12 protein-coding genes and 1 tRNA gene are annotated in these 14,936 nt (G+C 39.0%); 5 read left to right on the forward strand and 8 right to left on the reverse strand.

The window, feature by feature from the left end; genetic code table 11:
* Positions 1-26: 26 nt before the first annotated feature.
* Positions 27-983, forward strand: a complete 957-nt coding sequence (locus QF042_RS15315; protein ID WP_307529871.1) for a phytanoyl-CoA dioxygenase family protein — start codon at positions 27-29, stop codon at positions 981-983.
* A gap of 55 nt (positions 984-1,038) precedes the next feature.
* Here the strand turns inward: QF042_RS15315 and QF042_RS15320 are convergent, their stop codons facing one another.
* From QF042_RS15320 to QF042_RS15330, 3 genes are all read right to left on the reverse strand, one after another.
* Positions 1,039-1,752 carry a DUF92 domain-containing protein gene (locus tag QF042_RS15320; protein WP_307529873.1) on the reverse strand — a complete coding sequence of 238 codons (714 nt, stop codon included), beginning with the start codon at positions 1,750-1,752 and terminating at the stop codon, positions 1,039-1,041.
* A 133-nt stretch (positions 1,753-1,885) separates the two neighbouring features.
* Positions 1,886-2,584: a DUF1826 domain-containing protein gene (locus QF042_RS15325; RefSeq protein WP_307529875.1), complete on the reverse strand. Its 699-nt coding sequence runs from the start codon at positions 2,582-2,584 to the stop codon at positions 1,886-1,888.
* A gap of 61 nt (positions 2,585-2,645) precedes the next feature.
* Positions 2,646-3,005 (reverse strand): helix-turn-helix domain-containing protein, encoded by a 360-nt coding sequence (locus tag QF042_RS15330; RefSeq protein WP_307529877.1) that lies wholly within the window; start codon positions 3,003-3,005, stop codon positions 2,646-2,648.
* Between the two features lie 105 nt (positions 3,006-3,110).
* Between QF042_RS15330 and QF042_RS15335 the strand changes: the two genes are divergently transcribed.
* From QF042_RS15335 to QF042_RS15350, 4 genes are all read left to right on the forward strand, one after another.
* Entirely contained in the window at positions 3,111-3,857 is a 747-nt protein-coding gene (locus tag QF042_RS15335) for an SDR family oxidoreductase (RefSeq protein ID WP_307529880.1), read from the forward strand.
* A gap of 825 nt (positions 3,858-4,682) precedes the next feature.
* Entirely contained in the window at positions 4,683-6,338 is a 1,656-nt protein-coding gene (locus QF042_RS15340) for an ATP-dependent endonuclease (RefSeq protein ID WP_307529882.1), read from the forward strand.
* Positions 6,339-6,572: 234 nt separating this feature from the next.
* A complete protein-coding gene (locus tag QF042_RS15345) occupies positions 6,573-7,325 on the forward strand; it encodes a hypothetical protein (protein ID WP_307529883.1) in 753 nt (250 codons plus the stop codon).
* 321 nt (positions 7,326-7,646) lie between these two features.
* Positions 7,647-8,759: a hypothetical protein gene (locus tag QF042_RS15350; protein WP_307529884.1), complete on the forward strand. Its 1,113-nt coding sequence runs from the start codon at positions 7,647-7,649 to the stop codon at positions 8,757-8,759.
* Between the two features lie 1,110 nt (positions 8,760-9,869).
* Here the strand turns inward: QF042_RS15350 and QF042_RS15355 are convergent.
* From QF042_RS15355 to QF042_RS15375, 5 genes are all read right to left on the reverse strand, one after another.
* Positions 9,870-9,943, reverse strand: a tRNA-Arg gene (locus QF042_RS15355).
* Between the two features lie 230 nt (positions 9,944-10,173).
* Positions 10,174-10,386 carry a hypothetical protein gene (locus QF042_RS15360; protein ID WP_307529886.1) on the reverse strand — a complete coding sequence of 71 codons (213 nt, stop codon included), beginning with the start codon at positions 10,384-10,386 and terminating at the stop codon, positions 10,174-10,176.
* A 1,032-nt stretch (positions 10,387-11,418) separates the two neighbouring features.
* The gene (gene uxuA, locus QF042_RS15365) at positions 11,419-12,582 is read right to left on the reverse strand and encodes a mannonate dehydratase (RefSeq protein ID WP_307529888.1); all 1,164 of its coding nucleotides are present in this window, start codon (positions 12,580-12,582) and stop codon (positions 11,419-11,421) included.
* 39 nt (positions 12,583-12,621) lie between these two features.
* Entirely contained in the window at positions 12,622-13,446 is an 825-nt protein-coding gene (locus QF042_RS15370; protein ID WP_307529890.1) for an SDR family oxidoreductase, read from the reverse strand.
* A 20-nt stretch (positions 13,447-13,466) separates the two neighbouring features.
* On the reverse strand, positions 13,467-14,933 hold the full coding sequence (locus QF042_RS15375; RefSeq protein WP_307529892.1) for a glycoside hydrolase family 30 protein: 1,467 nt from the start codon (positions 14,931-14,933) through the stop codon (positions 13,467-13,469).
* Between the last annotated feature and the right edge of the window lie 3 nt (positions 14,934-14,936).

Below are 14,936 nucleotides of genomic sequence, written 5' to 3' on the forward strand. Positions count from 1 at the left end.
CCTGATTTAATTTACTTCAATCTGCTATGCGCGACTCTTTAATTTCTATTTCTTCTTTTCTTGAAATTTACAGGCTGCATCACCATCCTAAACATCCAGAAAAACAAAAAGATGAATCGTTTAATAAAGCAGAGCAGCTATTTTTAAATATATTTCAACTCGGTTTATTTGAAATATACGATTTCTTATATACCAAATGCGTTGACACTGATCATTTTAAACATTGGATTATCGACCTAAAAGGACAAGACTTTTTTAATACTGCATCGATCCAGTTTAATGAACAGCACATCAATAATAATCCTCATAAAATCGATTTCCCGGACATTCTAACTACCGGGCAACACACTTTTTGGAATGCTCATGGTTACCTTAAAATAGAGAAGTTAGTTAATGAGTTGGATTGCGATGCGGTATGCGGGCTCATCTGCAAAACCTTAAATATTGATTTAACTGATTCTCAAACCTGGTACCCGCAACACGAGCTATTACAGGGATTAATGCTGCAAAAATATCAGGATGATGCTATTGCCAACATTCGCAACAATGTACAGATTAAGCAAGTTTTCAGCAGCTTGTATAACCATGATAACATTTTCGCCAATGCGGAGAAATTGAGTTATAATCCACCTGTGAATCAGCATTTTTCTTTTAAAGGCAGTCCGTTACATTGGGATATAGACTTTCAAATTGGTCCCAGGTATTACATTCAGGGCTTATTGTATTTAAACGATGTTCCTGCTCACCTCGGTGCCTTTACTGTGATTCCAGGCTTCCATCACCAGATTGATGAATACCTCGCTAATTTTGATGATCCTGAAACAGCCATTGCCGCTTTACGCAATAAAGGTTTAGAAATTCCTATTGAAGGCAAAAAAGGCGATTTAATTGTTTGGTTGCAATCGCTTCCACATGCTGCAAGCCCCAATTATGCTGATTTACCCAGGTTCGTTCAGTACGTGAGTTTTAATGAAATGGGCTAAAAACCCTAGGTGGCAATACCAATGACTTATCTTATTTCTCAGTTATCCACTTCGTTTAAAAAAGTGCATCCAAGAGCAATATCACCAGCACTGCTGTCAATGTATTTAAAAAGTTAACCATGTTATTCCCGATCATCCCCTTCCGCTCAAACAAAGCCCCCAATACAGAATCAGCAAGATTCCCCAGCGTACCTGCAAAAACGATAAAGAAAAAGTTGATGTTCCAGCCAAATCCTAGCGCATAAACAATCGCAATCAGGCAACTTCCGGCGATACCGATCAAGGTGCCTTCCAGACTGATCACTCCATCCATTCCACAACGGTCGGGTTTGAAGGTTATCATATTGACAAACCGCCTTCCGTAAACCATTCCCAGCTCAGACGACAGGGTATCGGCAGTAGCCGAGGCAAAAGCGGCTGCCATTGCCGTCAGCATTAAATGAGCCAGTTGTGGATAACATACCATTATTATACCAGCGATAGCCGGAACCCCTGCATTGGCCAGAACTTGCAAGGCATTTCGACCTTTTTGGGTTTCCTCTTTACCGGCAAAATCTTGCTTTTTACGCCGCTGCCAGGAAGTGGACGCAGAAGCCAGGATAAAAAATGTGCTCATCATTGCAACGCCTGTGTAACCAGCGGCGATGAAAATAATGCAGGCCAGTATTCCACCTGTAAAAGCAGCCAGAACGGTTAGTTTTTTTGCCAGGATACTATAAGCAATACCAGAAATGATGATGATAGGTAAAAAGATGTCGCTATTGAACATATCACAAATATATTTGAATTAGGTATACGAAAAAGCACATGGAAAATTTATGAAGTGTTAGCTAGTAGAAACCGTTTGAGAAAACAGACAAGTTATAACATTACATTTTCCGCGAGAATTGTAACTGGCCTTTTTAGCATATCAGAAGCAGTCTATACTCACCGTCTCTTTCAACAGGTGCCCGATGGATGCAAGGTACACATTGTTGATCAGGATGATCTACTGCCAGTCTCCACAGATGGCCCAATCCCAGATTCACGGGCCGCGCACCTGGCTTGGCCTGGTAATGCAGGTCAAAATAATGCTCTATCAAAAAGTTTTCAAATTCAGCTTCCGGACCATCATGCAGTTCTTTAAGCTTTTTCCGGATCTCCGGAACCAGGATTTTTTGTTCAGCCTGATCATTAGCTAAAATTTCACTGGCAGCACCATAATAGGTACATAAAAAAGTATCGGTACCAATGGGCGAGCGATCTACATGAAAAGAATATACATCTGTTGAAATGAACCCGAGCTCCTCATCCCGCTCGTAACTTTTGATTAAATTCAGCGAAGGCGATGCCCCTGAATCTGCCAATAACTGAAAATCACTTAAGATTACTTCTCTTGCCAGACTACCGCCATCCGATAACTTGAGCGCACGGAGGTCATTCATAGAAACTTCTGTTAAGTCCTCTTTCAATTCAAGTTTGGACATAATTTCCTTAAAATCCCCTATCAAATCCCTCTGCAAGCAGACTGCATTTATATCTCCCTTAAAATCTGTAGCTAAAAGCTGAGAAAAATTAGAAACCACCACAATCTGTTTACTGTCAGAAAATTTATTATGCATCTTTTAATAAACTATTTAGCCGTCATCCAAGTTTTTGTCGACTGCCTTCGGATCAAGATATTTATTTACCAGTAATTTCTTTTCTATGCTGCCTTCCCCACTCTGCCAGGTTATCTATAATGGTTTTTAAAGTCATTCCATAATCAGTAAGCTGATAGAGAACTGTGACCGGCTGGGTGTCTAAAACAGTACGTTTAATTAGTTTATTTATTTCAAGGTCTTTGAGTTCTTTGCTAAGCATCTTATTCGAGATGCCCTTTACATCATTTAGAATGTCTGAAAACCTGCGCTTGTTAAAATAGCAGACAGAGGATATTATAGATATCTTCCATTTACCATTTAATACGTCCATTGCATCATGAACCGCCATGATTTGTTTTTTATTACTTTCAGCATCTGTTGCACAACAATGATTTTCCATAATTAGTTACCTGGTTACCCAAATGCTACTGTTACTTTTAGTTACAAAGTTACAATAATATATAAGACTATAATACATTTGTATCCATAAATAAAAAGATAACAAATGAATTTCACAGGAAAAAATATCGTTATTACAGGCGGAACAACAGGAATCGGTTTCGCAACTGCCAACGCTTTTATTGAGGCCGGAGCCAATGTATGGATTACGGGCAGAAATATAGAAAATCTTGAAAAGGCTGCCACATCATTAGGAAATGAGCGAATTAAAACGGTCATTTCAGACACCTCAAATCTTAATGGTATTGAAGCTTTGACAAAAGCAATTGCAGACAGCGGTCAAAAATTGGATGTACTTTTTTTAAATGCGGGGATAGCAACTTTTGCACCCATTGCAGAAGCTACAGAAGCAGACTTTGACGCACAATTTAACACAAATGTAAAAGGACCATACTTTACGCTACAAAAGCTGTTGCCTTATTTAAAGGATGGTGCGTCTATAGTTTTTAATTCATCAACAGTGGCAACCGCTGCCCAAATGTATGGTAGCGTTTATTCAGCAACAAAAGGCGCACTCAATAAAATTGCCCAGATTGCAGCCAACGAGCTTGCAGGGAGAAATATCAGGGTAAACATGATTAGCCCTGGCCCCACTCAAACAGAAGGTTTTGACAAGGCCGTCACAGACGATACCTTAAAAAAGCAGTTGGCCTTAACAACGGCTATGCAAAGAATGGGTAAGCCGTCGGAAATTGCAAAAGCTGTACTATTTCTAGCTTCTGAAGATGCGAGTTTTATTACAGGCGCACAATTACTTGTTGATGGCGGCTTTATTGGTTACGCATTAAAATAAATTAAGCGGTAAGGTTCAACTATTAAAGAGAAAAGAGGCTGTATCGTAAGTTGTGATTCCATTCGAACTTGTCACATTGAGTTTACCAAAACGCTTTGCGCGGCATTTAAACAGGTCCTTCGACAGGCTCAGGATGACAATCCTATATTTATGATACAGCCTCTTATAACTATGAAAAGGTAATTTTCAACTTTCGCTAGCCAGTTCGTGACCAGTTTGACTAAAAGGGATTAATACGCATCATCCGGTAATCAAATTGGTGGCCAGTTTGGCCCGAAACGGAGGGGCTACTTCCACTGAATACACAGCTTAAGCGAGGAAAGGCTCGGTCTAGTCATTTATTCTGTGGTTTGACTTCTGTACTGCATTCTTATAAGCTTAGGGCGTGCAATTTTAGCTTGTAACACATATCAACGGACAGTGAGTAAAGGTAGGTAGATCGGTATTTCACCATGTCTAATGCCCCTTAAACACACGCCATCACATTCGTTCTGTCATAGTTTTAATTTTGGCAATGTGGATGGCTTCGTAAGCCTTCTCTCTATCTTTATCTAGGATTTTGCTTCGCTTCATCCTGGATAAATCTAGTCAGGCTCCACTATTTGGCGAACCTGCGTTTTTCGAAAATGCTGCGCTACGCTTGTGTTAAAACATAGATCGAATCCCGTTGCTTTGCAACTACTGATCCTCACACATTTTCTCAGTTCGCAGGCGGTTTGCATAGTTATGTTAGCTTGTAATTATTTGTAGCAACAGATATGATATAATACTATATTTGATTAAATCAAGGTTAGCTCTCACATGCCAACCTGCAATCTAGCATATATGGCAAAATTAAATTCTATTTCAATAGAAGGTTTTAGATCTATACGAGATGAGGTGACAATTGGGTTTCCTAGTAAGAAACCAGTTGTATTGATCGGGGAAAACAATTGTGGCAAGAGCAATGTGATTCGAGCCCTAGATATTCTATTTGGAGAATATCATCCAAAGTATAAAGATATTGAGCACTTTGACCATCATGATCGAAATCCAAAGATACCAATTGTTATCAGCGGAGCGGTGTCAGATTTTGTTGGAGTATTGGGTCGTCCTGCTCAAAGGATAAATACATTTAAATTTAAGGCTGTCAAAGGTTCAGAAATAGAGTACGTAGCCCTTTTGGAAGATGGAACACCAAACGGATACGTCTCCAATGAAGTACGTGGAGAGTTAACCTCTATCATAGTTAATTCTGAACATAACCTTTCATACCAGCTGAGTTATACATCAAAGTACACATTGCTATCTAAAGTAATGAAAGTATTGCATAAAAGCTTAATAAGCGATGAACAGCGTGTTGCCGCACTGAAAAAACTTTATGTCGAGATACAAAACACATTTGATGAAGTTCCTGAGTTCAAACAGTTCAAAAGCAGTATGTCAACGATCTCAGGCGAAATTCTCGCAAATATGTCGTATATCTTACAGATGGATTTTTCAGCATATGACCCAAGTAACTATTTCAAATCACTGCGTGTTAACCCCGTAGAGGGAACAGATGCAAGGAGTTTTGAAGAGCTGGGAACTGGCCAGCAACAATTATTAGCATTAGCATTCGCCCATGCTTATTGCAAATCATTTATAAATGGAGATATCGTTTTAATACTTGATGAACCTGAATCACATCTTCATCCACTGGCTCAGAAATGGCTTTCTAAAATGATTACAAAAATGGCTGCCGATGGTTTACAAATAGTAATAACAACTCATAGCGCAAACTTCATTGATCTTTTAAATATTGATGGCCTGTTCTTGTTAAGAAAAGACGGACAGTCGACCACAGTCATAAATCACTCAGCCGAATCACTTCACAGGCATTGCATTGCAACGGGTGCTAACGCTGATAAAACTAAAATAGAAACTGTTGTACCATTCTACGCCAATCATTCAACGACTCATATACTTAATGGCTTCTTCGCAAAGAAAGTTGTGTTAGTCGAGGGTTTAACTGAAGAACTGGCTTTACCTATATATTTAGAACGAAGAGGATTAGATGTCACACGAGAGGGAATTGAAATAATAGGAGTTCAAGGAAAAGGCAACTTAGCCAAATGGTGGAGACTCTTCACGCTTTATGATATACCAACATTTGTTTGTTTTGATAATGATGATAAACACGACAAACAAGGCATCCAGAGAGCTGACTCTTTGAAAGCAATAGGGATAGCAGATGAAGAGTTGGCAACTATTATAGGCACCAAGGATTGGGCTATAAGTGATAGTTATTGTGTCTTTGGAGTTGACTTTGAGACTACAATGAAAAAAGTATTCGATGACTATACCGATGTAGAGTTATTACAGAAAGATTTATTGGGCACAGCGTCTAAGCACATAATTGCGAGAGAAGTGGCTAAGTACTTAAAGATGAATGAGGATGCCGGCTGGACTAATATTGAGAATATTAAAACAAAGTTGCTCTCTCTCGGGAAAGCGAAATGACAGGTAGCCACCGTGCCAGTTGCTGAAGCTGTGACAGTACGATCTCCAGTTAATAATGATATGCTTGAACAGCTAAAGCGAAATTCGGAAAGTAAGCACTTAGATTGAAAGAATAGTATGCAATACACTCTAGTGAATAATGTAAAGACAGAACCAACTAACGGTTTAATGATGCCTGTCGTGGATATGACAAGAAAGTGATTGCTAGGTGCAGAAATATTAAACTACATTAAAATGAACTCAGGTCAAAAACTTTATCACTACACCAGTATTAATAGTCTCGCCTTAATATTAAAATCCATGTCAATTAGATTTGGACGACTCGATAGAGTGAATGATCCTACAGAGGGGACATCAAGTGACTTCTATTCAATGGCACAGTATTTTTTTATCTCTAGCTGGACATCAAATGAAATAGAAAACCTAGCCTTATGGAATATGTATACTCCGTTGATGAGAGGAGTAAGAATTGAACTTGAGTTACCACTTTTTCCAACCCATTCTATAAGGCATGATATTACCAACTCACTTGTCAATTCTGAAGAGTTCATTAATTACGATCTTGGTTATTTCATTTCAAGCGCAGAAAATATCCCTTTGGAGATCAAATATACTGATGATGAAACCTTACTAACTCCTCCAATTAAACAGTCACAAGGTTTATATCTAAGGGCGTTATCTCAATATAAGCGCTCAATTTGGAGAGTTGAGCAAGAATATAGATACCAACTAATCATATTGCCGATTGAAAGAAATATAAAACCAACGGAAGTCTCAAGCAGTTATGGTCGACTAATATCGATGCAAACACCACCACCTTTTGATGGATATCTCCTAAAGATAAGAAGAGAAGCTTTCGAAACCATGAGAATTCGCCTTAGCCCGAAGTTATCACCAGGAGACAGGGAAATTATAGAGGCGCTAATTGCCACTTTCAACCCAATGGCTACAATAGAAGATAGCACCATAGCTGGACTAATACGATGATTTCTACTCTTGGTAAAGCCCTTACGTTCATACGCACAATCTATTTCTTATCCTCCATATTTAAGCCCAAGTTATAAACAAATTGTGCAACAGCTAATTGAAATTCTGTCGTTGTGTTTCCAAGCTAACTATTATTGATGCCTTAAACTGAAGAGCTGATGAAACGAGTTAAGGTCTGCAAACGTGTAATACCTTAAAGAAACCAAACAACGATTCAGATCTGTTGCGACCTTTGAATACAGATGATGACATTTAGTAAAATTAAGTAAGTTGCTATTGTAAAAATGCTATCTTAGTTATAATCAATCAACTAAATTAGCAATGCTCGACGAACAACAATTAAATGAAACGCAACAAGAGGAATCTGCTGAGGTTTTAACCGACAAACAAATGAAATCTGCGTTAGAGGCACAAGAACTATTAAAACGTGTCCTAGGCACCGAAATTTACGATATACGGGATCGTGTTGCTTATATATTAAGTAGCAGTGCTGATGCTAGAAACTCTGATATCAAACTTGCTTGGCGTTACTGGACAACCTTTGAATCTGAGATCATCGGGGATGGAGGTTTAACAGAAAAATCAATGCTGAAACTATCAAAGATAAGCTCGTTGTGTAGAGTCAGGGCAAAAATACAGAATGAGTATAAGTTGTTTCAAGCTGATGCGTCAGTAAAAAAGCGCCGTGGAACACTTGAAGACAAGATGAAAGAAGGTGCAATTGAAGACAAGCCACATAATTTAGGTTTGTATTCTGTATTCATTGATGAGAGTGGTAAGAATGATAAGTATCTAATGGTTGGCTCACTGTGGCTACTCCGATATGGACCCGATTATATAAGAAAAGACTTGGAGCTTAAGGACTGGAAGAAACATTCAGGCATCACCTATGAGTTTCATTTCACGGATATGCGTCCGTCTAGCTTGGAGCAGTATAAATCTTTCTTTCTTAAATTTTTATCACTTTACCCTGAGGTTGGATTTAAGTTGATAGTTGTTAAGAATAAAGGTTTTACTGACGTAGCAACCGCTATTACTGATTTAACTTTTCATTTACTAAGCGATGGCGTTGAGCATGAGCATACGTCTGGACGAGCTCCTCTTCCTAGAAAGCTTGATGTTACGATAGATGATGAAGACTTAGGTAGTGATGCTGTTAAGTTGGCAAATATAAAAGAGAGGTTTAGAGGGTTGGGGCGAGATGGACTATTCATCGGTGATTTCCATGCTGCAGCATCTGGCAAAAATCTTTTTATTCAAGCTGTTGACCTTTTCGTCGCATCTGTAAATAGAAAGCTAAATCAGCCAGGAGACAATAAACCCAAAGATCAACTAGCGGACTTTATACTTAACGTGCTAAACTTAAACTTAGGGAAGTCCAATTACGATAAATCAACAGTATTTGAGCTATCAGACTTCAAATTAAATGTTTGATAATTGCATCGATTAGATTAAAGGGATCGTAGCTAACAACGGAAAGTTAGAAATGTTTGTAGTTACCCTTACGTATATTATCTATAATCAACATCTCAATTCGCTTGTCATCTTCAAACTGAACAATATCGGTGTGATATCTTTTCTGCAGAACATATGCTTTATTGCATCGGGGACACTCAGCAAACTTATCATAGTCTTGGTTCCTGTAGTTCATTATAGTGTGGCATGAGGGACAAAGTGGAGTGAGGTTACTAATGAATCTACCGTTATAAGACCATTCCCATTGCCAACTGATAAAAATATCTGTAGTATATTGCTGTTTTGGGTCTAACACTTGCTTAGATTTGCTAACAATTGCAATTATAACAATCAGCAAAAGTATCAGAGCTAAAAACCAATATAGAGCGATTTTTACTGTCAAGATAAATACCAAACCTTTCCATATCCAGTTCAAACAAGATGATAGTGTAAAGAGTAAAGGTTTCTCTTTTACAGCATCATAGATCGTAGAGCCCAAAACAGTTACAAACAAAGGAAATATTAATGCTTGAAAGTACCATCTCTGGTGATAGCGTTCATTTGGCATAAAGTTTTTTTAGATAAACAAAAATAAACAACTTTATTGTAATCCAGTATAAAAATGGGTAAAGTACTGTTTGTCAGTTAATATGATTTATTCTATCTCGGAGTACGTTACAATTGCGCTTAGATTGAATGTTAACGAAGAAAGGAATTAAATATTAATTCCTTTCTATCTAACTACCGCACCAATTTAAGCTTCTCCCCTCAACACATCTCGATAAATTCCGGCATAAACGCTCACGTAGTCATCACACAGGCCATTTACTCCGTTGCTGTCTTGATTTAGTTGAGTTGAAAGCTTGGTACATGTGCCATATTTAAATAGATACAAAATGGTACAAGAAACAGAGATTTACAAAGTAGGCGGGGTTAAGGTAAGCTACAAACCAGATTACAACATCAATTATCGACAAGATATCTAATCAATCAATTAATAATTTTAAACAAGCGCGCCCAATGCGAAACAGAACAGTATAGATGGGAAACAAAAAAAGCTTCCAGTTATTAACTAGAAGCCTTTAAATGTACCCCGGAAGGGACTCGAACCCCTGACCCTCGGTTTAGAAAACCGACGCTCTATCCAGCTGAGCTACCGAGGCTCATTTTTTAATGAGCTGCAAATATAGAAGTTCTATTTAATATGTAAAAATATATTTTAAACTATTTAGAACCTACTTTTTCTATTTCAAATAAGTATTTAAGAACGAAGCGATTAAAATTTAATTTGCGCTAAATAAATTTAATTTAGGCGACAAAAAACGGTATTTTTTCCCCCACTCCGTATCAAAAGCACAGAACTAACAGACTAAAAGCCTAATCGAATGCTAAATTAAGCGTCTTCTCCGTTCCAGATGTCGTCATCGGCATGCCGAATTTTAACATGACTGGAAGTTACACTCTTTAATTCTTCGTGGTGGTAATTTCTTTCAGGGTTTTCGGGCAGGGTACTGTCCTGATCAGGGGCCACTTTCCTCAAATGTTCAGGCTTTTTAACCTCAGGTAAATCATCGTGTACCACAGAAGGCGTTAAGATCTTCTTCATGGGATTATTGCTGTTTTCCATAATTTTAAGAGACTCAAATTTCAAGCCACAAGCAAAGGTGAGTTAAAATTTTGGCAATTGGTGTGTATTTGTGAAGAATAACGGTTGGCGATAAGCGGTTGGCGGTTGTTGAAAGGTGGATAACAAAAAAATGCGCACAAATAAATCAGTGTTTATCTATGCGCATGCTGTGGTAAATTAATGCTAAAAAGATCCTTCGACTACGCTCAGGATGACAAAACGAGTGGTGACGCCGCTTATTTACTTGCGGAAGTTCAGGATTAATGGTTTAGCGGTTGGCGAAAGATGGATACAAACACAGCCATCACAAAAAATGCGCACAAGTAAATCAATGTTCATCTGTGCGCATTTGTGGTAAATTAAACGCTAAAAAGATCCTTCGACTACGCTCAGGATGACAAAACGAGTGGTGACGGCCGCTTATTTAATTGCGGGAGTTCAGGATTAATGGTTTAGCGGTTGGCGAAAGGTGGATACAAACACAACCATCACAAAAAATGCGCACAAGTAAATCAATGTTCATCTGTGCGCATTTGTGGTAAATTAAACGCTAAAAAGATCCTTCGACTACGCTCAGGATGACAAAACGAGTGGTGACGGCCGCTTATTTAATTGCGGGAGTTCAGGATTAATGGTTTAGCGGTTGGAGAAAGGTGGACACAAACACAGCCATCACAAAAAATGCGTACAAATAAATCAGTGTTTATCTGTCCGCATTTGTGGTAAATTAAACGCTAAAAAGATCCTTCGACTACGCTCAGGATGACAAAACGAGTGGTGACGGCCGCTTATTTAACTGCGGGAGTTCAGGATTAATGGTCTAGCGGTTGGAGATTGGCGCCAGAAGGATACAAACACAAACACAGCCATCACAAAAAATGCGCACAAATAAATCAGTGTTTATCGGTGCGCATTTGTGGTAAATTAAACGCTAAAAAGATCATTCGACTACGCTCAGGATGACAAAACGAGTGGTGACGGAACGCAAATGTGTTTCTCCTGGAAATTTGTTTAGTAATTCCCTGTTACACCTATTTCTAATCCTCTAAGCTCCGCTAAACCTCTTAATCTGCCAATTGCAGAATAACCCGGATTAGTTACCTTGGCTAAATCATCCAACATTTGGTGACCATGATCCGGGCGGAAAGGAATTGATTTATCGCGCAGTGCATTTTCTTCTGATAATGCTTTCATGATTTCGTACATGTTCACATCACCACCTAAATGGTCTGCTTCGTAAAAACTGCCATCTTCATCTTTTTTGACGTTACGCAAATGCGCAAAATAAACGCGCTCTTTAACGGCATTAAAGATCTCTAAGGCATTATTCCCCATTCCAGCTCCTAGCGAGCCTGTACAGAAACAAACACCGTTAAAAGCCTGATCTACTTCTTTAATGATATAATTAAAATCATCGAGTGTACTCGCAATCCTTGGCAAGCCTAAAATAGCATAAGGTGGATCGTCAGGATGGATGGTCATTTTAATACCTTCTTCTGTACAAACTTCAGCAATAGATGATAAGAAAAATTTCAAGTTTTCTTTTAAGCCTTGTGTTCCAATGGCTTTATATTCGTTAATACTATTGCGCAAAGTCTCCAGCTCGATTTCTTTTTCGTTCGGGATCCCCATTAATACATTGATGCGAAGGTCAACTAAATCCTGTTCTGTTAAAGTTGCATATTTAGCTGCTGCCCGATCTAAAATAGATTGCGAATAATCTGCTGCTGCGTCTTCTCTCTTCAAAATATAAAGATCAAAAATGGCCAGATCGATCCAGTTAAAATAAAGTGCTTTCGATCCATCGGTCATTTCCAAATCCAGTTGCGTACGCGTCCAGTCTAATACCGGCATAAAATTGTAGCACACAATCTTAATTCCACAGGCCGAGAGGTTACGCAATGAGGTTTTATAATTTTCGATATATTGCCCGGCATCTGCCCTGCGCGTTTTAATCGCTTCGTGCACGGGAACACTTTCTACTACCGACCAGGTTAAACCTGAAGCCTCGATAATGGCTTTTCTTTCCTGAATATCGTGCAATGGCCAAACTTCGCCATGCGGAATATGATGCAGTGCGGTTACAATGCCTGTGGCACCTGCCTGTTTAACGTCTTGTAAGCTAACCGGATCGTTCGGACCATACCAACGCCAGGTTTGTTCTAATTTTTTCATATATGCCTGATTACACTGATTATGTGATTACATTGATAACTAAACGCCAGAAAATGCTGTAAATCCTCCATCCACTTTAACATTCTCTCCATTTACAAATTTAGAGGCATCACTTAGCAAATATACTAAAGCGCCGATTAATTCCTCTGGGGCTCCAAACCTTTTAAATGGTGTTTTAGAAATAATGGCCTGCCCTCTTGCAGTTAAAGAACCATCTTCATTGGTTAGTAATGCCCTGTTCTGGTTGGTAATAAAAAAGCCGGGCACAATGGCATTCATCCTGATTTTATCCTGATAACGGTTGGCTAGTTCAACAGCCATCCATTTGGTATAACTATCAATAGCTGCTTTAGCCAGCGAATAGCCCAATACACGGGTGAGCGCCTGGGTTGCTGAAACAGATGATATATTCACGATGCTACCGCCATTTTTGGCTATTTCTTTACCAAAAATCTGCGTTGGCATAATCGTTCCGAACAGGTTTAAATCGAAAGCCTGTTTTAAAGCCGGAACATTAAGGTCGAAAATATCACCACCGGGTTGAACTACCGCCTCGGCCACATTGCCACCTGCCGCATTTACCAATGCATCAATCCGGCCAAAAGTTTTAATAATGATTGCATTTGCATCAATCAGGTGCTGTTCATTCAGTACATCAGCAATAATGTAAATTGCTTTACCACCGGCCTCAATTACCTCTGTTGCTCTTTGTTTGGCTATTTCTTCGTTTCTTCCTATTACCACGATTGTAGCACCTGCAGTGCACAAACCGTTAACAAAAGCCTCGCCTAAAACACCTGTAGCTCCTGTAACTACTACAACCTTGTTTTTTAGCGAAAACAGGCTTTCTACTTCTTTTACCATTTGTTTAGTTCTTTTTAAGTTTATTCTACTACTAATGTTGTGATGGAGTGTGGCAAACTGGTTGTTGTTGCGGCCTCACCTTTAATCCATAAACTGTATTTTAATTTATCATCCGATTGATTCATTACCACTACAACCAACTTGCCATCGGTATTTAAAAAAGCTGTTGACTGCAGTTTATCACGACTGGAAGCTGATCCTATTCTTTTAGCTCCCGGGCGGATAAATTTAGAAAAATGCCCCATATAATAATAAGCATTCGTATAAATTAATTTACCATTCTTTGTATCGGCATGTACGGGAGCAAAACAGAAATTACCTACATGGTTCGGTCCACCCTTCTCATCTAAAAGAATATTCCAATCCGTCCAGGCAGCAGTTCCGGCATTAAAATCGTTAATCATGGAGTAACCGTAACGCTCGCCCAAAGTCCAGTCATCCAGTTTATTTACATCGTATTTTTCTTTACATCCTTCGGTAAAGATCAGAGCTTTATCCGGATAAGCTTCGTGTGTTTGTTTCACATTACCAAACTGCATTCCGCTGCCCGTCCATGTTTCGTACCAGTGAAAGCCAATGCCCCAAACATATTTAGCGGCATCTTTATCATTTAAAATGGTGCTGGCCCTCTGGAAAATCTGATCGCGGTTATGGTCCCACGCTATGAGTTTTTTTGATGCAAGACCTGATTTCTGTAAGGTTGGACCTAAGAAATTTTTAATAAAATCGCGTTCTTCTTCGGCAGTGAATACACAGGATTCCCATTTCTGTTTAGCCATCGGTTCGTTCTGAACACTTAAACCCCAAACGGGAATACCCATAGCCTCGTAAGTTTTGATGAATTTCACATAATGATTGGCCCAGCTTTGGCGGTAAGCAGGCAATAAATGTCCGCCCTGAATTAAACTGTTGTTATCTTTCATCCATGCGGGTGGCGACCACGGGCTTACAAACAAAGGCAGCTTACCGCCCGATGCAGAGATTGCTTGTTTAATCAAAGGAATTTTAAATTCCTGGTCGTGCGCTACGCTAAAAGTTTTAAGTGCTTTATCATTGTCCTGCACATAAGTGTAACTACCACTCGAAAAATCGCAACTGGCAATATTGGTACGTGCCAAAGTATAGCCAATACCTTTATCCTGACTGTAATAAGCCGTTAAAAGTTCCTGTTGACTTTTCCTGGATAGCTTTGCAAATGTTTCTGCCGAAGCATCAGTTAAAGCGCCCCCAATGCCCACCAGGGTTTGATATTTTACAGTTGGATCTACAAAAATACAAGGCTCTGTTTCAAAAGGTTGCTTATGCTCAGCAAAACTTAAGGTTTCGGTTTTACTGATGCGGTATTCAGATTTCTCTGCTGTGGTATAAACTGTTACTTTTTTGTTGGCAACAGTATAAGTTTGCACCGGCTTAACTGCTTTTTTGTTCTGGGCAGCCACATGAAATGCCGTTGCCAAAACCAATAGGATGCTTAGATTTTGTTTCATTGT

Source organism: Pedobacter sp. W3I1 (assembly GCF_030816015.1).
In the GTDB taxonomy this organism is placed as follows: Bacteria; Bacteroidota; Bacteroidia; order Sphingobacteriales; family Sphingobacteriaceae; genus Pedobacter.